Below are 19,236 nucleotides of genomic sequence, written 5' to 3'. Positions count from 1 at the left end.
ACTGAGCTCATAGACCTTTGATTGACACGTCATCGACTTTCGAGATGGATCGGAGTAGCGTCCAAGGTATGAGGCCAACGGAAATCCCGTGACCATCTTGAAACGGAAAGTGGGTCCATCATGGCTCAGTATGATGTAGCAGATCGTTCGGCAGTAGTCACCGGCGCCGGTTCGGGCATCGGCCAGGCTATCGCCATCCTCTTAGCCGCCAACGGAACCAAAGTGGTGGTCCAGGACCTCAATGCCGAGGCCGCGGGCGCTACCGTGGAAACCATCAAGGCCGCAGGCGGAGAAGCTGTAGCTGTTGCAGGAGATGCCAGCTCTTCGGCTGTCATCGACGAAACCATCAAGGCCGCCAACGCCATGGCTCCATTGAAGATCGGCGTCAACAACGCAGGCATCGGCGGCCGCGCCGCCAAGGTGGGCGAGCTGACCGACGAGGACTGGGACAAGGTCATCTCCGTGAACCTCAACGCCGTCTTCCGCGGAACCCGCGCCCAGGCCAACGCCATGAGCGAGAACGGGGGAGGGTCCATCGTGAACATGGCCTCGATCCTCGGCTCGGTGGGCTTCGCCGGCAGCTCCGCCTACGTTTCCACGAAGCATGCCGTGGTGGGCCTGAGCAAGACGGCCGCCGTGGAGTATGCCACCTCAGGGGTACGCGTGAACAGCGTGGCCCCGGGCTTCATCGACACCCCGCTGCTGCAGCAGATGCCCAAGAAAGCCTATGACGCGCTGGTCGACAAGCACCCGATTGCCCGCTTGGGCAAGCCGGAAGAAGTGGCGGCGCTAGTGGCCTTCCTGGCCAGCGATGCCGCGTCCTTCGTGACCGGCAGCTACCACCTGGTTGACGGCGGCTATACCGCCGTATAGCCCGTCGGATCAAGCGGATGCGGTGCGGAGCTGTGCCGCATCCGCTGGTTTATTGCTCCTGGCGAGCCCGCGAATCCAAGCAATGAGCCTCAGGCGATTCCAATGCCTTGGAGCCGTTAGCCAGCTCATGTTCTTAGCCGAAACGGAATAAGTTGCTTGCGGAGGTAGTTACGCTGTGCAACTACAATTTCCAATTCAGGAGTCCCGCCCCATGGATCTGTTTTCCCCTCTCGCCCTCGGCGACCTCAAGCTGTCCAACCGCCTGGTCATGGCACCGCTCACCCGCTCTCGCTCTGGCAAGGACGGCGTGCCCAACGCAGATGTAGTCGAGTACTACCGCCAGCGCGCGTCCCTGGGCTTGATCGTCAGCGAGGGCGCCTACCCGAGCTTTGCCGGCCAGGGCTTCGTCCGCCAGCCGGGCCTGGTCACCGAGGAGCAGATTGCCGGCTGGAAGAAGGTCACCGATGCGGTGCACGCCGAAGGCGGCCTCATCGTTGCCCAGGTCATGCACGCTGGCCGTGTCACCCACCCGGAGACCACCGGTGCTGACTACGTCGAGGCGCCAAGCGCCATCGCGGTTGAAGGCGAGTCGCGCACCTACACCGGAAAGCACGCGTACCCGGTTCCGCATGCCCTGGCCACCGAAGAACTCCCAAGGATCATCGAGGAATTCGTCACCGCTTCGCGCAACGCCATCGCCGCCGGATTCGACGGCGTGGAGCTTCACGGGGCCAACGGCTACCTGCTGCACGAGTTCCTGGCGCCTTCGGCCAACACCCGCAACGACAACTACGGCGGTTCCCCGGAGAACCGGGCCAGCTTCGTCATCGAAGTCGTGACCGCAGTAGCCAACGCCATTGGCGCTGGCAAGACCGGCCTGCGCATTTCGCCGGAACACAATGTCCAGGGTGCCGTGGAAAACGATCGTGCGGATGTGCTGGCTACCTACACCGCGCTGGTCCAGGGCATCGCGCCACTGGGGCTGGCCAACTTGAGCATCCTGCACCATGACCCAGCCGGCGAGCTGGTCCAGTCGCTGCGCAAGGCCTTTGGCGGACCGGTGCTGCTGAACACCGGCTTCGCGGAGATCACCACCTATGAGGAAGCCGCGCGCGTGGCTGCCGAAGGCTGGGGCGAAGCGGTAGTCGTGGGACGCCCTGCGATTGCCAACCCGGATCTGGTGCGCCGGTGGAAGGAACAGTTGCCGCTGAATGAACCAGACTTCGCGACGTTCTACACCGAAGGTCCAAAGGGCTACATCGACTACCCATTCTGGGAGAACTAGCCTCTAAAACTTCTGACTTAGTTTAGATGAAGCCACCGCTTCCGTTCGTAAACGGAAGCGGTGGCTTCTCCATATCCAGCGAGCTACACGTCATGCTCTAGAAGAGTTTGAGTTGTCGCACAGAGATGTTCGACCTTTGGATAAAGCTTGCTCGGTAGTTCGCTGTTGCCTATGGCCTCGGATTCATTTTCGAAAACTTCTGCCATGGCGATAGGCAGAGCGTACGTCATCGCACTCACTGTCATCCGCAACCACTCTTCATCTATTTTTGCTTCACTAGCAAATCTTGACCAATGCTTTGATGAGACTCTCCCGAACTGTCGCTCGCCCCCGATGGACATGGCGGCCTTCCGCAATCCATCGTTTTTCTTCGGAAAACCGTCGTTGCTAACGTGTTCGTAGGGCAAGCCAGATGCGATGTCATAAAATGGCGCAAGCTGCACACGGCTATCAGGAAGATGGAGTATCGAGTAGTTCTTGCCGTGTGCGTCGGGAGCTCCCAAAAGGTAATTTCCTATTAGGCCTTCAACGAATTTGTGGACTTCAGTTTCGGGAGCGCGGGCTTCCCGGAGGGTATTGATGATCTTTAATGCGCTGGGCCCTCGGTTTGATTCGTACTTGTTTGTAGGTAAGGTCGAAGTGGCCTGGCAGAAGTCTTCTTGATGGACCCGATAGACGTTGTTTCCCTCAATAAGCCGATCGTACCGTTTCACCACGATTGTCGATTGCCCGTCAAACTGCGTGAAGTTGGTTTCGGCAACTTGTAATCCCATGCGTCCCAAAGTCTTCAGACATAGGTGCTCATTGAGTGCTTGATCTCGAAAATCTTGGATGCCGGGCTTGAAAATGTGGGTTGTCGGTTCGCTGCCAGTGGCTTCATGCCATCCGTCCTGCCATCTCAAAGCGAATTTGCTTTGAGCTCCAGCTAGTGACCACCGTTCACGACTGACAGTCCACGATCCTTTCGGAGACGAAGATAGAACCCTGATGCGTTGACCGATTTCATTGTCGTTGCAAGCCACGAGTTCACCTGCGGAACGCGTTAGCTCGTCAATTTCATCCGGCCGTACGAACTGCACTGCTCCTGCACATTCAAACCCAATATGCTCAAGTAAGGCGAAGGGATTCTTTGCCGATATGCCAAAGTCATCAGCGAACGACTGGCGGACAGCTTCGCCTTCCGGAATTAGCCCCTCGATGAACGGATCAGTAATAGAGCGCTGGTAAGGGGTCTCTCGATAGGGCATTGCCAGGGATAATCTGGCTTGTCTAGAATCTTGTGGGACGAATTGAAATTTTCTGTTACCAGAATGATCTTGTTGAAGGATTCCGACAGGCTGCCCGTATAAAAAGGTCACGAGTTCTTTCATCGCGGGCCCTGTTCGTTGTTCTCATCTTTATTGTCCGGTTCATTGCATTCGTCATTATCAAGAAGTGCTTGATCCTGCTCGCTTTCTACGTCGTTCGCGGTGCTTGAGTTGCGATCGAAAGTCGAAGCATCTGAACTAGGCAACCCTTTTCTAAGGGACTGTTGCAACGCCGATTGACCGAGATCGGAGGCGGCTAGGTTTCGGATGCCTGTTTGGTTGCGCAGTTCTTTGGCGAACTTTTGGAATGAGGATTCGCCGAGCCCTGATGCGGCTAGTTTTCGGAAAGCCGATTGACCTATGTTCGAGGGTGCCAATCTTGGGAAAGAGGAATGATCCAAACTCGAGGCTTTTCTAATTGCTTCCGACGCGGCCGGAGAGATACGAGCTATCGAATGGTAGCGGTCTTCATCTGATGACTCGATTTCGGGTTCAGCATTGAAAGAAAGATTTATTGATATCCCGAGTGCTTCAAAGGTATCTAACACCTTGCCGAGTTCAGCTCTCGTGCGTACACCCTGCTCCAGGCCTATAAGCCATTTGCGCGAAACGCCTGCGCGGTCGGCTAGGGCTTCTTGAGTGAGGCCGAGTTTCATCCGGGCATCATGCACGAATGCTCCGAGTTCCTTTTGGGTCGAAACGTCGCGATTCATGAAACCTCCTGTTGTGCACGTATATGAACATTATTATAAGTGAACGTACGTGCACAATCATGAAAGTGAACGTACGTACACTTTTACGAAAGTGTACGTTTGTTCACTTTCATTAATGTGAATGAACGTGCACTTAGGCTTAGGTCACTGGACAACAGGGAGGTCTCAATAGCGAAAGCTTTTGCGTCGAATCGCTCTTGATGAGCTTTTCATTTGCGCAAAGTCCAAGTCATCCCGATCGCTGAACTTCAGCACCGGAGAAGATATGAGGATTTTCGGCAGGCAGAAGTGCTCTTGGTACCTCAAAATAGAGGAGCTGAACGCAGGCCAGGCGTAAAGAGAGCCGGCTATGGGTCCCTCCAAAGCGACGGTATGAATTTCCCTTACTATCACTTTCTTAGAAAATGATAGTAAGGATCCGTGTTGCTATCACTTTCCGCTTGGTGGTTCGTGGGGCATGAAAAATCAGTCGAGGGCCGGAATGCCGGACATGGCTCCAGCAAAACCAAGCATCCTTCATCATGATCCAGGCAATGACCTGATCCAACCGTTGCGCGAGTCCTTTTGCGGACCGATCCGCTGAGTATCGGTCCGCCTCAATCACGGCCAATCAAGAAGCTGGAGGAGGTCCTGCTGCTTGCAAGGAAAGCGGCAAGCTTCTTGTGGCTTCGAACTTATCCGAACCAGGGCTTCTCGGCAGCCGCGAGAGTCCCATCGTTCTTGGCCATGTTCAGCCACTGGTTCACGTATTCCTGGAACTCGTCATCGCCCAGCGGCAGCAGGTACGCCTTCTGGGAGAAATTGAATGGCTGATCCGGGTGCACCGCGCACAGCTCGGGGTGCTCGTTGGCCACCCAGCGGGTCTCCGAGGCGTCGGTGGTCATCACGTCGGCACGCCCGGCAATGATCTCATCGAAGATCTTGTTGTTGTCCTCGAAACGGATGATCTCGCCCTTCGGGTAGTTCGCGTCGGCGAACTTCTCGTTGGTCCCGCCAATCGGAGTGATGGAACGGACCCCGGGCTGGTTGATTTCCTTGACCGTGTCGTACTTCTCCACGTTCTCGCACAAGGTGATGGGCGTCTTGCCCTCGTCCAGGGTGGCTTCGCTGTAGTAGGCCTGCTGGGCGCGTTCCATAGAAATGGATACCCCGCCCACGGCGATATCGCATTCGGAGAGGAAGTCCGGCATCAAGTCCTTCCAGGAGGTCTGGATGAACTCGGGCTCTGCGCCCATCGACTCGGCAAGATTCTTGGCCATCGTGATGTCGATTCCCGACCATTGCCCGGTGTCCGGGTCAAGATAGGTGAACGGCCGGTAGTCCCCGGTGGTGCAGACCTTCAGCGTTCCGGCTTCAGCTACGCTGGCCAGCCGGGTGCTCTCGGAAGCTGGCTCCTGGGCGTCGCCGGAATCCGGGGCTGGAGCGGAACAGCCTGCAAGGAACAAGGCTGCGCATAGGGCCAGCAATGGCAAGCGGCGGGTGATGGACGGATTCTTCTGCGAACTGTCGGTCATAGTCCATCAATCTATAAGCGGTCCAAGTCAGGGCACAAGAGTTCCGGGTTTTCTTACGCGAGCAGAAATCAGCCGGCGGAAGGAACCGCTGCGGTGAGGTCCAGCGCGGCCACGAGATCCTTGCTGTGCTGATGTTCCGCATTGCCCAGGAACTCGTTGAGCGGACGATGCTCCACCAGCTTGCCCTCGTAGAACACTGCCACGTCGTCACTCACGTAGCGGATCACGTCCATGTCGTGGGAGATGACCACCAGGCTCAGCCCCATGTGCTCGCGCAAATCAAGCAGCAGGTCTAGGACGTGGCGCTGGGCTACCGAATCCAGTGCCGAGGTGGACTCATCGCAGATCAATACCTGGGGTTCGGTCAGCAGCGCCCGCGCGATAGCCAGGCGCTGGAGCTGGCCGCCGGAGCATTGGCCAGGCCTGCGATCCAGTAATTCCCCGGGCAGCCCCACCTGGGCCATGGCTTGCGCCATGCGCTCGCCGGCCTGGATTGCCGGCAGCCGGTGCACCGCCGCGCCCATCGACGTGCGGATGGAAAGCCGGGGATCGAAGGAAGAGTACGGTTCCTGGGCAATGACCTGCACCCGCGTCGCTTCGCCATTGTGGTGCGTATCGATGATCCGTCCGGTCGTCGGCTCTTCCAACCCGGCCAGCAGCCTGGCGAAGGTGCTCTTGCCCGAACCGGAGCGGCCCACCACTCCCAGGATCTGGCCGCCGTGCAGGCGCAAGCTTGTGGGCTTCAATGCCGCCGGTCCCTTCGCGCGGCGCGTGTAGTTCTTGCCCGCATCCACCGCTTCCAGCAAGCATGCGGAATCCTTAACGCGTGGCGTGCGCAGGGGAGGCAAGCTGGCTTCCACCAGCTCGCGTGTCTTGGAATGGCGGTCCTTGGAGAAGATGTGCGCGGTGGGGCACTGGTCCACAATTTGCCCGTCGCTGACCACCACGACGCGGTCGGCAATGTGCTGGATGCTGGCAATGTCGTGGGTGATGAACAGGACGCCCACGCCACGTTCCTGCTGCTTGCGGCGCAACAATTGCAGCACTTCGGCCTTGAGAATCGAGTCCAAGGATGACGTTGGTTCATCAGCCAAAATGAACTCCGGGTCAGCGGCCAAGGCGATGGCCAGCATGGCGCGTTGGGCCATCCCGCCGGAAAGCTGGTCCGGGCGCTGGCCGGCAATCTGCTGGGCAGGGGACAGGCCTACTTCTTTGAGCAAGGACAGCACCTGCTGCTCGTGCTGGCGGGCTTTGCCCCAGCCGTGGGCTCCAAGGGCTTCAAGCAGATGCGCGCGGATGGTCAGCCGCGGGTTCATCACGCGCTTGGGCTGCTGGAACAGCATGCTGATGCGCCGTCCGCGCACCGAGTCCATGGCCTTCTCGCCCAGCTGGTCAAGGCGCTGGCCGTCAAGCAGGATCTGGCCCTCGGCACGCAGCTGCTGGGGCAGCAGGCCGATGATCGCCTTGGTGAGCAGCGTCTTGCCGGAACCGGAACGTCCGACAACCGCCACCAATTCGCCGGCTCGCAGGGCGCCGCGTGCTTCGGAAAGCAATCGCTGATCGCCGGAGCTGACCGAAAGATCAATGAATTCAAGTTCTCTAGTCATGGGCTTCCGCCTTGGCTTCGGTGGCCAGCACGTCCTGCCCGCCCAGCACGTGGGTGATTCGATTGCCCAGCAAGGTGACGCAGAAGCTGACCAGGAAGATGGCCGCGCCCGGCGCAATCAGGCCCCAAGGGGAGCGGATGGCATGAGGCTGGGTTTCGGCCAGCATTGAACCCCAGTCGGACTGCGGCGGTTGGACGCCGATGCCCAGATAGGACAATGAGCCGAGCAATACCAGCAGCAGCCCGAAGCGCAATGCCGCCTGGGCCAGCACCGGTCCAGCCACGAAGGGCAGGACGTGGTGGCGCAGGATGAACCAGCGCGAAGCGCCGACATGCCTGGAGGCTTCGACATGGTGGGTGGATAACGCCTGGGCCGCCATGGAACGCACCAACCGTGCGGTGGGAGTCCATGCCACGACGCCTACGGAAAGCACCATGGTGAAGAATCCGGGACCCATGACCGCGATGATCAGCAGCGCAATCACGATTTCGGGCAGCGCGAGCAGCAAGTCGTTCACGCGCAGGAAGAGCTCATCCAGCCACCCGCCGCGCACCGCGCTGAGCAGGCCCAGTGCGGTGCCAACCAGCAGTGCGAACAGCGTGGTGATCAGTGCTACCGATAGCGAGAACCGGCCACCGTGCAGCACCCTGCTCAAGGTGTCGCGGCCCAGGGCATCGGTGCCCAGCAGATGGGACAGGCTGGGACCTTGCAACCGGTCCGCCAGGTTCTGGGCGTCGGGGTTGTAGGGGGAAATCCACGGAGCGGCGATGGTCAGGACGACCACCGCCAGCAAGATGAACGCGGGAGGGGAAAGCAGGATTTCCCTGGAATGATTCCTAGCCATGTCGTACACCAATCCTCACATTGGGATCGCTGATCCTGTGCACCAGGTCAACGATTCCGGTCACCACTACAGCACAGGTGACGACCACCACCACGCCACCCTGGGCGACCGGGATATCGGCATCGACGATGGAGTCGAAGATCAGCCGGCCCATTCCGGGAATGGCGAAGATGACTTCCACGATGACCGACCCGCCCAGCAGCCCGGCAAACCAGACACCCACCATGGTCCACAGCGGCAGCAAACCGTGGGGAACCACATGGCGGACCAGCCCCTGGGTGCTGCTCAGCCCGCGGGCGCGGGCGGCCAGCACGTGCTCGGAGTCCAATGCCTGGCGCACCCCAGAGCGCACCGCGACGGTGAAGAAGCTGATGGGGCGCAAGGCCAGAATGAAGACCGGCAGCACCATCGAGGCCGGGGATTCGAAACCGGCCGAGGGAAGCAGCGAGAAGCGCACCGCGAAGAGCAGGACCAGCAGCGGAGCCAGCGCATATTCGGGGATGGCAATCAACGCATGGGTCGCCGAGGTGATCAGCCTATCGGGCCACCTCCCGGCACGGGTGGCCGACAGCACTCCCAAGACAATGGACACGGCGATGGCCACCACCAACGCGCTGCCGGCCAAGGACAGGGTGACGCCAATGGCCGGCAGCACCTGGTCGGCTACCGGGGTGCCGCTGATATGCGAGATGCCCATGTCTCCAGTGGCGAACCGGCCCAGCCACCGTCCGAACTGCACCAGCATCGGGTCGTGCAGGCCGAATTGCTGTGCGTAGGCCTGCACCGTTGCCTCGTCGGCGGCCCCGATGTCCATGCGGGCGCGCAGCAAGGACCGCACGGGGTCCCCGGGGGAAACGAAGGGGACCAGGAATACCGCGAAGGATGAAAGCAGAACTGCTGCGCCGAGTCCAATGGCCCGGCGCAGCATGGTGGCTAGAGGAGACACGCTAGCTGGTCTTCGCCAGATCCTTGGTCAGCACGTAGCGGGTCAGCGGGTCCTGGACGTAGCCCTGGACCTTGGCTCCCACGCCGTCGATAGCCTGCTCGTTGACCAGCCAGACGTTCGCGGCGTCGTCGGCGAGCAGATCCCCTGCCTGGCGGTACAGGTCGTGGCGCTGGGCCTCGTCCTTCTCTGCCAGTGCCTGGCCGATCAGCTGGTCGTAGTCCTTGTTGCAGTAGTGGCTCAGGTTGTAGCCGCCCTCGCAGGTGTAGTCCGACTGCAGGAAGCCGATCGGATCGGCAATGTCGATCATCCGGTTGCGCTGGCTGAGGATCATGTCGTAGTTGCCGGCCAGCACATCCGGTTCCGCGGCGCCGTAGGACTTGGTCACCACATTGGCCTGCAAGCCGATCTGCTTGAACTGCTCCTGGATGATGGCGCCCACGCCGGCGAACTCCGCGCGTTCGGTGATCGCAATGATTTCCAGGGGCTTGTCCTGCTGGTAGCCGGACGCTTCCACCAGCTTCTTGGCTTCTTCGATATTCACCTGCGGTACGGCCAGATCCGGGTTGGCCCAGGGCTCGCTCGGGGCGAAGGGGCCGGTGGCAGGCTGCGCTGCGCCTTCGTAGATGCTGGCGGCCATGGCCGGCAGATCCAGGGCCATGGTGGCGGCCTTGCGCAGCTCCCGGCTCTCGAATGGAGCGCGCGAGTTGTTCAGGTACAAGGTCGAGGTGCGAGGCGAGTCGGCCTTGAGCACGCTGATCTTGCTATCGGCTTCCAGAGCCGCCAGGCTGGTGGCCGGGATGGACATGGAAATGTCCGCTTCTCCGGTCTGGACCTGGGTGGCGCGGGTGGCGCCTTCGGTGATGTAGCGGATTTCGCCGCCGGCCAGCTTCACCTCTCCGTCCCAGTAATTCGCGTTGCGGTCCAAGGTCAGGGACTGCCCGGCTTTTTCGGAGACCGGGGCAAATGGTCCGGTGCAGTGCTTCATCGGGTCGATGCCCTTGCCGGTGTACGCGGCAGGGGAAAGCACGCCGGCGTTCACGCTGGCCATGCGGTAGGGCAGCAACGGATCCGCGGCGGGTGTGGTGACGCGCACGGTATCAGCGTCGAGGGCCTGGACCTTCTTGATGGTCTTGGGGTTCACCGCACGGGCTGGAGCGGTGGCCTCAAGGACGTGGTTCAGCGAGCCGGCAACGGCCTTGGCATCCATGGCGGTGCCATCCTGGAACAGTACGTTCTTGCGCAGCTCGAAATCCCATTCGGTATCCGAGGACTGCTTCCAGGAAGCAGCGAGCATCGGTTCAACGGTTTTGGTGCTCTGGTTGTATTTGGCCAGGGTTTCCAAGCAACCGGCGATGGAGAGCACATAGGCGTCGTCGCTTTCCAACGCCCAGTTGGATACCGGCGCGCGGAAATTGGCCACGACCACGCGGGCTTCCGAGTCCGCGGCTTGTTCCGGGGCGGAGCTCGCAGAGGTGGAGCTGCAGGCGGTCAGCGCCAGGGCAATGGCCGCAAAACCTGCGGCAACGCTCAATCGTCCAAGTTTCATGGAAATCCTTCGGTATTACGTGATGGATTGGCATCTAATGCAATAGAGCCTCGGTAAGCGTACCCTAATTAGTTGCCTCGTTTTGCTGATTATGACCCGGCAGGGAAAGCGGAGGAAAAGCCCCCGCAGAGAGCCTGGGAAGAGTGGAAGCTGAGTAGTGCAAACTTGGGGTGCCCCGTGGAAATTCTGCGAGGGCAGCGCGTCATGTGTCGCAGTTCACGCACCCTGGGTCTGCAGGCCTGAACGCCTCACGAGCGATGCGCCAAGCCAAGAAGCAACGACCAGCGGAATGATGAGAACCAGCCACGGCAGGAATCCGGGGACGTGGCCCTGGCCGGCCTGGGACAAGAGCCAGCCCACCAGCAAATTCCCCAGTAGCACCGCCAGGCCGCCGCAACTGGACAGCAAGCCGAAGTAGGATCCGGTACCCCGGTGCCCGGCGAATCCGGGAACCAGCGAAAGAGCTGCAGGGTGCACGCTCATATGCCCCAAGGCCAGCAGGGTGACCGCGCACAAGATGCGTACCGCCGCGGTATTCTCGCCAAAAGCCGTGGCGGGGAGAAATGCGAGTACGCCGAACCCCAGGGCGCTGGAGAAATATCCGCAACGCAGGGTCGCCGCCGAGCCGATCCGTGCGGCGAGCCATGCGATGGGCAATTGCAAGCCCAGAGTTAGCACGGAGATCCACGCGAAAACCAGTCCCAGCCACTGGGTGGGCAGGCCGGTGCGTTCCAATTCCAGGGGAATGGCCAAATAGAGCTGGTTGTATGCCAGCAGGTCCGAGGCATGCAAGGCGCAGAAGGCCACGAATTTCCGGTCCGCCAGGCAACGGCGCAGGCTGCCAGGCTGGGCCGGCCGCTTGGCCCGGGATCCAGCATGATCCAGCGAAGTGACTTCCGGAGCGTAGCGGCGCAATGTCGCAGCCAGGAACAGTCCGATGGCGATGAAGAAGATTGCCCCGAAACCTGCAACGGCCGCGAACCCCCAATCCCACAAGGCCGCTCCCACCAGCGGTCCAGCCACCGCGCCGATTTCTCCGGTGACGCTCAGCCACGCAAAGAGCGTGGCCCGCTTGGCTCCCGTGGGCTGGCCCCTGTCGCGCGCGGTCTGGGCCGCACCCACCAGAATGCTCAGGCCCGGAGAGAAAAGTGCCCCGCCGAATCCGGTGAGCAATGTGCCAAGGATGAACAACCAGAGCTTCGGGTCACCCAAGGATAGGGAGGCGGCCAGCGTGAAGAACCCGGCGGCGCGCACTGCGCAGCCAATGAGGATCATGCGCCGGGCGCCGAAGCTATCGGCCAGGCTGCCTCCGGCCAGGAAGAGGCCCTGCTGGGCGAAGGTCCGGATGCCCAGGATCAGGCCCACCGCGGCGCCTGCCAACAGGAAGTCGTTGGCCAGCACTACGGCAAGAAAGGGAACCACGGTGTAGAAGCCGATATTGAACAGCGTCTGGGTTCCCAGCAGTACCGGGACTTCGAAGCGGGACGTGCTGGTTTTCATGGACCTCGGGGAACGGGCAGGTGCGCTGCGGGCAGATCGGGCGGACTCTTTGATCTTAGCCAACTCCGGTGCCCTGGGACGGGTCCTGCCCGCCGGGGCTGCCCGGCAGGATCCGTACCGGTCCGAGGAAACTTGCTGCCCTGTCCAAGACGCCATCCATCGCCTTCAGCTCGCATTCCCAGAGCGTCAGCGATTCCCAGCCAAGTGCCGCCAGGCTATCGCGATTGCGCTGGTCCCGGGCGATGTTGGCATCCAGCTTGGGGTTCCAGTACCCGGTATTGGATGCGGGGCGCCGCTGGCCCACCGGGCAGTCGTGGCCGTGCCAGAAGCAGCCGTTGACGAAGATGGCCTTGCGCCGGGCGCTGAAGACCAGATCCGGGGATTCGGGAAGCTTTCCGCCCCGCAGCGGGATGCCGGGATGCGCAGCACGCAGCTGGGCAACTTGCCGTGCGGGCAGGACGCCGTGCACGCTGTAGCGGTACCCGGCGGCATGCAGCAACCGGCGCAGGACCAGTTCCGGTCCGGTGTTCTTGCTGGAGATGCGCGACATGAGCGCCGAACGCTGCGCCGCCGACATGATGTCCATAGTCCATTGTGCGCCGCGACCAGGCCGCGCACTGCTGGCTGGGCTTTGGCTGGATGGCTTGCCGGTGCCATCGGATGAAACCTCTTGCAACGGTTCCCAAACCTTGGCTGCCGCAGTAGCTTGGAGCTGGAATGGCCGGCCGGGATCGGGCCGGTCGGCAACAGGCAGAAGAATCGAGGGGGAGCCATGCGCGCAGCACGGTACTACGGCCAGAAGGACATCCGGATCGAGGACATCGATGAGCCGGTGCTGAAGCCCGGAACGGTGGCCATCGACGTGGCCTGGTGCGGCATCTGCGGCACCGATCTGCACGAATACCTGGAGGGCCCGATCTTCATCCCGCCGGCCGGGCATCCGCACCCGATCTCGGGAGAGAGCGCGCCGGTGACCATGGGCCATGAGTTCTCCGGAACCATTACCGCCCTGGGCGAGGGCGTCACCGGACTTGAAGTCGGCGAGCACGTCGTGGTGGAACCGTACATCATCCATGAAGATGTGGACACCGGCAAGGGCCAGCAGTACCAGCTCTCCGAGGACATGAACTTCATCGGCCTGGGCGGTCGCGGCGGAGGGCTATCGGAGAAAATTGTCGTGGAACGCCGCTGGGTGCATCCGATCGGCAAGATTCCCCTGGATGAGGCCGCGCTGATCGAGCCGCTGTCGGTGGCCCACCACGCCTTCGTCCGCTCCGGCGTCCAGGCAGGGCAGATAGCCATCGTGGGCGGTGCCGGCCCGATCGGCCTCCTGACCGCAGCGGTGCTTAAGGCCAAAGGGCTGACGGTCTACATCTCGGAACTCTCCGAGGCCCGCAAGGCCAAGGCGCGGGAAACCGGGGTTGCCGACGAGGTCTTTGATCCGAGGGACGGGGACGTGGCGGACAAGGTGCGCGAGGCGACCGGAGGACGCGGGGCCGATGCCGGATTCGAGTGCTCCTCGGTCCCGGTGGTCCTGGATATGCTCCTGGACGCGGTGGCTCCCGGCGGGGTGATCGTCAACGTTTCGATTTGGGGGCATAAGCCGCAAGTGGACATGCCCAAGCTGGTCTTGAAGGAAATCGACCTGCGCGGCACCATCGGCTACGCCAATGACCATCCGGACACCATTGCCCTGGTGCAAAGCGGCAAACTGGACCTGGCCCCGTTCATCACCGGGCGCATCGGGCTCGACGAGCTGGTTTCCGAAGGGTTCGACCAGCTGATCAACAACAATGAGGAACACGTGAAGATCATTGTTGATCCGCGGGCCTAGCCTGCAGCTATCGGGGCCAGTTGGATCACTGGCACTGGCCCCCTGGCTGCGGCTAGTGGTGGTGTTCTGCCTGTTTCATTTTCCCAATGATTCCCGGGTCGATGTCTCCCGAACGATGAGCGCCGTGCTCGGAATGCGGTACCGCGAGTTCTCCAGCGGAAGAAGCTGCCAACCCCAAACTGGCAACCGCCGCAACCGCAACCGAACCGGCAAACATGCTCCCGAGGACAACTAGGCTGCTGGAACGCACTGCCCGGTGCGGATAGTTCTTCCGCCGCTTGCGCTGCCACACGAAGACCGCCAGCACCGACAGCTCAAGCAACAGCAAGGAAGCAATCGTGAGATCCAGATTCTTCGCTCCCTCCGGGAACCCCCAAAGGCCGGCAACAATGCTGGCTAAATGCACGGAGGAGACGAGCGCCAGGCAGGGGACCGCAAGCTTCACGGCAGGGGCCGCTGCCTTCAGCAGGCTGGCAACGGCGTACAAAAGCGCCACCCCGGCCCAGGCCGCGGATGCTATCGCGCCGAGCCACGCCCACCACGGTGCCGGGGCGGACCCGACCCCGAATACCGAGGCCAGGCTGGCGGAGGAGGCCGCGGCCAGCGCCGCAACTCCCAGTCCGGCGATCCCGGCATAGAGGCCGCCGAAGGCAATGGAGCCCGCAACTGCATCTCGCCCTTGCATGGCAGGTTCGGTGGCAGGCTCCATGGCCTCATGGGAAATCATGACCGTGCAGTATGGGCTGCTGGCGTCCGGTCCTGGGACAGGCCTACCGACAGCAGGACAATCGCGCTGGCTAGGTGCAGGACGTTATCCGCACCGTTCAGGGCAATGATGTTCAGCGCTGTCGAAGCCAAGAAGAGGCCGAGGATGCCAACCAGGAGGTAGACGGCGCCCACCGTGGTGTTGGCGAGCTTGGAAGCACGCACGGATCCGAGCCCAGCGATGAGCAGTGCTGCGCCGATGGCCAGGTGGATGACGTTGTGAAGTGGATTGACCTCGAAAATGATCAGCTTCCCGCCCTCTGTTGCGAAGAAATCCACGCCGGCAGTGACAAGGAACCCGAGCAGGCCGACAAGGAGGTACACGGCCCCGAAAATCGTTGCGAGCAAGCGGTTAGGCGATGTGCGCATGGCAATCAGTCCTTCCTGGGACACGGATTCTAGTCCGTGTCGAGTTCTGCGGGTTCCGGAAGGAACCCTGTAGAAGTTCTTCGGAGAAGGACGGAAGGCGGATTGGTCTTGATTGGACTTATTTGCCGGCACCGGAGGCACCCAAGGATGCGGTAGGCGTTTTCGCATTGGTGTTCGGTTGGGGAGGCTCTGGATCCCTCGGCAAGGAAGCTGATGCGTTGAGAGAGCGAGCCGAAGATGCGTTGGGCCGAAACAGCGAATAGCAGGTCATCGTGGATCTGCGGGCTTCATCTTCGCGCTGCCAGACGCTTCGCGACTATGAGCTGAGTTTCATCTGCTCGTAAGCATCCAATGCAGCCTGCCGCGATTGCTTCAGGTCCACAATGGGCTCCGCGGCCAGCGGCGCGAATCGAGCCGTGTAGCTTCCCTGGGGATCGAATTTCTTGGCCTGCAGTTCCGGGTTGAACACCCTGAAGTACGGTGCCGCGTCGGCGCCGCTTCCAGCGACCCACTGCCAATTGGCAGTATTGCTGGCGAGATCCGCATCTACCAAGGTGTCCCAGAACCAGCGCTCGCCGACCTTCCAATGCACTTGCAGGTTCTTGACCAGCAGGCTGGCTGCCACCATCCGCACCCGGTTATGCATCCATCCGGTCTGCCAAAGCTGCTGCATGCCGGCGTCCACTAGACCGAAACCGGTGCGTCCTTGTTGCCAACAGCTCATATATTCCGCGGCCTGCGGGTCTGCCTCAGGCCAGGCCCAGTCGAAATGATCGAACTGCGCACGCAGATTCCGCTCCGGAAGCTGCGGGTGATGGTAGTACAGGTGCCAGCAGAAATCCCGCCAGGCGAGCTGGCGGCGCATCGCGGTGGCACCGTCGGAAGCCTCGGGATTTACGGCGGCCAGACGGCCCAGCGCCTCCCACATCTGGCTTGCGCTGACATGCCCCCAGCGCAAGGCGGGGGAGAGGGCAGACGTTCCGTCCAGATCGGGGCGGTCATGGTGCTCCGGGTAGTCTTCGGCGATCGATTCCAGCACCTGCTCCAGGCGCTGGCGCGCAGGCGCTTCTCCGGGTTCCCATTGCGCGGCGAGCCCGTCAATCCAGTCCAAAGCCGGCAATAATTCCAAGCTCTCCAACTCGTCGCTGGCGGGAAGATTAGTGTCCGGGAGGGGTTCTTGTGCCTGTGGCGCGGGCAACGGAGGTCGGATCTCGCTGTCGCGCAACGCGTTGTAGAAGGGCGTGAAGACCTTGTAGCCGGTGTTGTTCTTGGTCAGCAGCTCCCAGGGCTCATGCAGGAGCGTCCCGCTGTAGCTGTGGGCGTGGACGCCTCGCGCGTGGAGGTCCTGCTTGATCTGCATGTCGACGGCGCGTTCGGCGTGGCCGTAGCGGCGGTTCCAGTGCACGGTCTGCACGTTGCCATCGTGCACGAGTTCGCTGATGATCCCGGCGGATGGGCCTTGGCGCAGGATGAGCGGGATTCCCAGTTTTTCCAGCGATCTGCGAAGGTCCTCCAGCGCCTGATGCAGCCACCATTTGGCCGCGCCGCCCAGCGGGCGGATGCCGGCAGATTCCTGGTCCAGGACATAGACCGCGATCACCGGACCGGAAGAAAGCGCGGCATCCAACGCGGGGTGATCGCTGGTGCGCAGATCATCGCGGAACCATACCAGCTGCGTAGGCAAAGCAGACTGAGTCATTTGGGATTCTCCATGGACTCATCCTAGTGGTTATTTAGCTTAGCTAGCTAAATCACGGTGGATTCCCCGACTGGTTCAGCGCCTACCGGGCAGAGCAAGAGGCTGGTGGTTCCAATCAGAGATTGCACGCACCAGCCTCTTGCCGCGCCTAGGGATCAGGAGTCGTTACCCATCTGCTTGGCCGTGTCCTTCGCTTCGCCGTGCAGATGCTCGGCTTCGGAGTTGGCTTCGGATTTCACGGTCTGCACGGATTCCTGGGCGGAATCCCGCAGGTCCTCGGCGGCCTGCCGCGCAGGCTCCCGCAGGTCTTCGGCAATCTGCTTCGCCGCATCCTTGGCCTCTTCGGCCAGCGGTTCTGCCTTGTCCTTGACCCGCTGGACCAGCTCGGCTTCTTTCTGGGTCCCCGGAAGTAGCGACGAGGCCAACAGTCCTGCCCCGAAGGCGATGATTCCGGCGGCCAGCGGATTGCCCTTGGTTTGCTCCACCACCCTGTGCGGTGCGTCCCTGACGGCTTCCGTGGCGTCTTCACTGTAGTGGTGCAGCTGGTCACTTGTTGATTCACCGGTTCCCATGACGGAGTCCTTCACCTTCCTGAATGAGTCCTTGACCTTTTCGGATTGGCGGTGGGCAATGTGGCTGGGACTGACCCTGTCGGCAATCGCATCCACATCCTGTTGCATGTCGCCTCGTGTCTGGGCGATTTCCGCGCGGAGTTCTTCTGAATTCTTGCTCATGATGCATCATCCTTCGGAGTAAAAGCTGATGGAATCCTCTTGACTGTTTCGGCCGTATTAGGCAGTCCCTTGATCTCTTGCATCTTCTTCTTGGCTGCACTTGCCAAGACCAGACCGATCACCGCCCAGAGGGCGGCGACCACCAAAGCCGAGAAGCCGTAGCCAATCCAGAGCGACAATCCGAAGAAAGCCGCAACGGAAAGGAACAGCAAGACGAAGTGGCCGGCAACACCGGCACCGGCATACATGCCCGCACCCTTGCCGGCGGAGCTGGCCGACTCCTTCAGCTCCGTCTTTGCCAGCTCGATCTCTTGGCGAACCAGCAGCGATACGTTCTGGGTCAGGTCATTGAACAGGGCGCCGAGGGAACTGCGTTCATGTTCTGCGGAATCGGGATCTGGCGTCGTGTGAGTCATCGAATGCTCCTAGCGGTAGTCGGTGCTGCGCGGATCCCCAGGAGGGTAGGAGCGCAGCGGGTCAACGTCCACCGAATCGGCATGCAGCGGGTTGCCTGCCGAATCCACGCGGGTGGTTCCCTGGAAGGACGGGTCAACCCGCACCGGACCTGGCCCATCTCCGGCCGAGGCGTTCGGTGCACTGGTGGTGCCGGGGCGCGGTTCCTGGTCGCGGTGCACTGTGCCTTCCTTCGGCTCGCTGGCATTCCGGGTCATGCGTCCTGCCAGCAGGCCGGCGCCCAGCGCCAGCCCCAAGAAGGCCGCAGGGCGTTTGCGTGCAAAGCCCTTGACCGCATCCAGCAAGTCGTGCGGCTCGCGCTGTTCGAGCCAATCGGCGGCCTGTCCGCTGTGATGCGAAGCCTGGTCCACCAGCATGGAGGCGGTTCCGCTCGCGCTGGACTGGTCGAGCATGGCGCGGAACTCATCGCTGATGTCGCGCAGGTTGGCCGCGACCTTCCGCTGCTGCGCGGAGGTCTGCTCCTTAAGGTCGGAGCCGAGTTCATCCCACAGGTGGGTGGCCTGGTCCTTGGCCTGCTCCGCGAGCATCGAGGCTTCCTGCTTGGCGCTGTCAAGCACGTGGGTGGCGGATTCCTGGCCCTCGCGCGCCAGATCCTGGGCTGCCTGCGCTTTGCCCGACGTACTGCCGCTTCCTGCGGACTGCCGGTCATCGGAATCATGCGCGTCGGCCGGTACCGGTTCGACAGTGCCCGAAGGGAACAGGTCGGTTTGCGGCTCGGTCAACGGATCCGGATCGTTCAAGCCGTGGCGGACGGTTCCGGGTTGCGGGGTGCTGCGCGGGTCATCGGGGAATGGATTCGAACTGGTGTAATCGTTGGTGCTCATGTCTTCCCTTCCTCTGCTGCTGTCGTCAGCTGCGGGTGGCGCGGCAGGTGGCCGCGCATTCGGCTCCGCAGTCCGTGCGGAGCGCTGCTGGTTGCCTACGACGCTAGGCAAGAGCGCGCCGCAGGTCACAGATCGCGGCCAATCCGCAGGAAGCATTCAGGTTCGGTGGCGACAGCTCGGAGCTTCCAGGAAAGCAGGAGGCAAGCGAGTAGGATCGAGCCGGATCCCGAGCGTCCAGCGCACCACCCGGCGCAGCTGCGAGGAGTCCAGCAGTACTGCAATCCCTGCTGCGGCCCAGTCCGCGGCTTTGGAGGAGCAGCGGCAGTTTCCGTGGCGAACACGCCAATACCCGACGAGTCCGGGGCATTGGCGACGGGAGCTGGAAGACTGGGCGCTAAGTGT

18 protein-coding genes are annotated in these 19,236 nt (G+C 61.7%); 3 read left to right on the top strand and 15 right to left on the bottom strand.

The window, feature by feature from the left end; translation table 11 throughout:
- The first annotated feature begins 120 nt into the window (after positions 1 to 120).
- Entirely contained in the window at positions 121 to 873 is a 753-nt protein-coding gene (locus tag CQ012_RS10480) for an SDR family NAD(P)-dependent oxidoreductase (RefSeq protein WP_105662100.1), read from the top strand.
- Positions 874 to 1,084: 211 nt separating this feature from the next.
- A complete protein-coding gene (locus CQ012_RS10475; RefSeq protein ID WP_105662099.1) occupies positions 1,085 to 2,158 on the top strand; it encodes an alkene reductase in 1,074 nt (357 codons plus the stop codon).
- Between the two features lie 83 nt (positions 2,159 to 2,241).
- On the opposite strand, the gene CQ012_RS10470 is transcribed toward CQ012_RS10475, so the two are convergent.
- The 9 genes from CQ012_RS10470 to CQ012_RS10430 form a co-directional block, all read right to left on the bottom strand.
- Complete coding sequence (locus CQ012_RS10470; RefSeq protein ID WP_105662098.1) at positions 2,242 to 3,528, bottom strand: type II toxin-antitoxin system HipA family toxin; 1,287 nt, start codon at positions 3,526 to 3,528, stop codon at positions 2,242 to 2,244.
- Complete coding sequence (locus CQ012_RS10465) at positions 3,525 to 4,178, bottom strand: helix-turn-helix domain-containing protein (RefSeq protein ID WP_105662097.1); 654 nt, start codon at positions 4,176 to 4,178, stop codon at positions 3,525 to 3,527. The genes CQ012_RS10470 and CQ012_RS10465 overlap by 4 nt, the downstream gene beginning before the upstream one ends.
- A 674-nt stretch (positions 4,179 to 4,852) precedes the next feature.
- On the bottom strand, positions 4,853 to 5,692 hold the full coding sequence (locus tag CQ012_RS10460; RefSeq protein ID WP_181149055.1) for a transporter substrate-binding domain-containing protein: 840 nt from the start codon (positions 5,690 to 5,692) through the stop codon (positions 4,853 to 4,855).
- Positions 5,693 to 5,760: 68 nt separating this feature from the next.
- Entirely contained in the window at positions 5,761 to 7,299 is a 1,539-nt protein-coding gene (locus CQ012_RS10455; protein ID WP_105662096.1) for an ABC transporter ATP-binding protein, read from the bottom strand.
- Positions 7,292 to 8,143: an ABC transporter permease gene (locus tag CQ012_RS10450; RefSeq protein WP_286134641.1), complete on the bottom strand. Its 852-nt coding sequence runs from the start codon at positions 8,141 to 8,143 to the stop codon at positions 7,292 to 7,294. The genes CQ012_RS10455 and CQ012_RS10450 overlap by 8 nt, the downstream gene beginning before the upstream one ends.
- Entirely contained in the window at positions 8,136 to 9,089 is a 954-nt protein-coding gene (locus tag CQ012_RS10445) for an ABC transporter permease (RefSeq protein WP_286134640.1), read from the bottom strand. Before CQ012_RS10445 ends, CQ012_RS10450 begins: the two co-directional genes overlap by 8 nt.
- Before the next feature lies 1 nt (position 9,090).
- Entirely contained in the window at positions 9,091 to 10,635 is a 1,545-nt protein-coding gene (locus CQ012_RS10440; RefSeq protein ID WP_105662094.1) for an ABC transporter substrate-binding protein, read from the bottom strand.
- Positions 10,636 to 10,851: 216 nt separating this feature from the next.
- Positions 10,852 to 12,135: an MFS transporter gene (locus tag CQ012_RS10435; protein ID WP_181149054.1), complete on the bottom strand. Its 1,284-nt coding sequence runs from the start codon at positions 12,133 to 12,135 to the stop codon at positions 10,852 to 10,854.
- Between the two features lie 55 nt (positions 12,136 to 12,190).
- Entirely contained in the window at positions 12,191 to 12,721 is a 531-nt protein-coding gene (locus CQ012_RS10430) for a very short patch repair endonuclease (protein ID WP_219844364.1), read from the bottom strand.
- A 186-nt stretch (positions 12,722 to 12,907) separates the two neighbouring features.
- On the opposite strand from CQ012_RS10430, the gene CQ012_RS10425 reads away from it, so the two are divergent.
- Entirely contained in the window at positions 12,908 to 13,969 is a 1,062-nt protein-coding gene (locus CQ012_RS10425; RefSeq protein ID WP_105656062.1) for a 2,3-butanediol dehydrogenase, read from the top strand.
- Positions 13,970 to 14,021: 52 nt separating this feature from the next.
- On the opposite strand, the gene CQ012_RS10420 is transcribed toward CQ012_RS10425, so the two are convergent.
- The 6 genes from CQ012_RS10420 to CQ012_RS10395 form a co-directional block, all read right to left on the bottom strand.
- Positions 14,022 to 14,696 (bottom strand): hypothetical protein, encoded by a 675-nt coding sequence (locus tag CQ012_RS10420; protein ID WP_105662092.1) that lies wholly within the window; start codon positions 14,694 to 14,696, stop codon positions 14,022 to 14,024.
- On the bottom strand, positions 14,693 to 15,103 hold the full coding sequence (locus CQ012_RS10415) for a DUF4383 domain-containing protein (RefSeq protein WP_041650329.1): 411 nt from the start codon (positions 15,101 to 15,103) through the stop codon (positions 14,693 to 14,695). Before CQ012_RS10415 ends, CQ012_RS10420 begins: the two co-directional genes overlap by 4 nt.
- A 316-nt stretch (positions 15,104 to 15,419) precedes the next feature.
- Entirely contained in the window at positions 15,420 to 16,802 is a 1,383-nt protein-coding gene (locus tag CQ012_RS10410; protein WP_181149053.1) for a cryptochrome/photolyase family protein, read from the bottom strand.
- A gap of 155 nt (positions 16,803 to 16,957) precedes the next feature.
- A complete protein-coding gene (locus CQ012_RS10405; protein WP_105662091.1) occupies positions 16,958 to 17,536 on the bottom strand; it encodes a DUF3618 domain-containing protein in 579 nt (192 codons plus the stop codon).
- On the bottom strand, positions 17,533 to 17,952 hold the full coding sequence (locus CQ012_RS10400; protein ID WP_105662090.1) for a phage holin family protein: 420 nt from the start codon (positions 17,950 to 17,952) through the stop codon (positions 17,533 to 17,535). Before CQ012_RS10400 ends, CQ012_RS10405 begins: the two co-directional genes overlap by 4 nt.
- A gap of 9 nt (positions 17,953 to 17,961) precedes the next feature.
- A complete protein-coding gene (locus CQ012_RS10395; RefSeq protein WP_105662089.1) occupies positions 17,962 to 18,834 on the bottom strand; it encodes a hypothetical protein in 873 nt (290 codons plus the stop codon).
- Positions 18,835 to 19,236: the final 402 nt, after the last annotated feature.

Source organism: Arthrobacter sp. MYb214 (genome assembly GCF_002979865.1).
Lineage (GTDB): Bacteria > Actinomycetota > Actinomycetes > Actinomycetales > Micrococcaceae > Glutamicibacter.
Note: the sequence above shows the minus strand (reverse complement) of the source record. Positions and strands in the feature narration are given on the sequence as shown.

What these genes read in the sequence shown, in the direction of transcription:
- CQ012_RS10470 (WP_105662098.1), bottom strand. Translation starts at nt 3,528, where the DNA reads ATGAAAGAACTCGTGACCTTTTTATACGGGCAGCCTGTCGGAATCCTT.
- CQ012_RS10475 (WP_105662099.1), top strand. Translation starts at nt 1,085, where the DNA reads ATGGATCTGTTTTCCCCTCTCGCCCTCGGCGACCTCAAGCTGTCCAAC.
- CQ012_RS10465 (WP_105662097.1), bottom strand. Translation starts at nt 4,178, where the DNA reads ATGAATCGCGACGTTTCGACCCAAAAGGAACTCGGAGCATTCGTGCAT.
- CQ012_RS10405 (WP_105662091.1), bottom strand. Translation starts at nt 17,536, where the DNA reads ATGAGCAAGAATTCAGAAGAACTCCGCGCGGAAATCGCCCAGACACGA.
- CQ012_RS10440 (WP_105662094.1), bottom strand. Translation starts at nt 10,635, where the DNA reads ATGAAACTTGGACGATTGAGCGTTGCCGCAGGTTTTGCGGCCATTGCC.
- CQ012_RS10455 (WP_105662096.1), bottom strand. Translation starts at nt 7,299, where the DNA reads ATGACTAGAGAACTTGAATTCATTGATCTTTCGGTCAGCTCCGGCGAT.
- CQ012_RS10395 (WP_105662089.1), bottom strand. Translation starts at nt 18,834, where the DNA reads ATGAGCACCAACGATTACACCAGTTCGAATCCATTCCCCGATGACCCG.
- CQ012_RS10410 (WP_181149053.1), bottom strand. Translation starts at nt 16,802, where the DNA reads ATGACTCAGTCTGCTTTGCCTACGCAGCTGGTATGGTTCCGCGATGAT.
- CQ012_RS10400 (WP_105662090.1), bottom strand. Translation starts at nt 17,952, where the DNA reads ATGACTCACACGACGCCAGATCCCGATTCCGCAGAACATGAACGCAGT.
- CQ012_RS10480 (WP_105662100.1), top strand. Translation starts at nt 121, where the DNA reads ATGGCTCAGTATGATGTAGCAGATCGTTCGGCAGTAGTCACCGGCGCC.
- CQ012_RS10435 (WP_181149054.1), bottom strand. Translation starts at nt 12,135, where the DNA reads ATGAAAACCAGCACGTCCCGCTTCGAAGTCCCGGTACTGCTGGGAACC.
- CQ012_RS10420 (WP_105662092.1), bottom strand. Translation starts at nt 14,696, where the DNA reads ATGATTTCCCATGAGGCCATGGAGCCTGCCACCGAACCTGCCATGCAA.
- CQ012_RS10415 (WP_041650329.1), bottom strand. Translation starts at nt 15,103, where the DNA reads ATGCGCACATCGCCTAACCGCTTGCTCGCAACGATTTTCGGGGCCGTG.
- CQ012_RS10460 (WP_181149055.1), bottom strand. Translation starts at nt 5,692, where the DNA reads ATGACCGACAGTTCGCAGAAGAATCCGTCCATCACCCGCCGCTTGCCA.
- CQ012_RS10450 (WP_286134641.1), bottom strand. Translation starts at nt 8,143, where the DNA reads ATGGCTAGGAATCATTCCAGGGAAATCCTGCTTTCCCCTCCCGCGTTC.
- CQ012_RS10425 (WP_105656062.1), top strand. Translation starts at nt 12,908, where the DNA reads ATGCGCGCAGCACGGTACTACGGCCAGAAGGACATCCGGATCGAGGAC.
- CQ012_RS10430 (WP_219844364.1), bottom strand. Translation starts at nt 12,721, where the DNA reads ATGGACATCATGTCGGCGGCGCAGCGTTCGGCGCTCATGTCGCGCATC.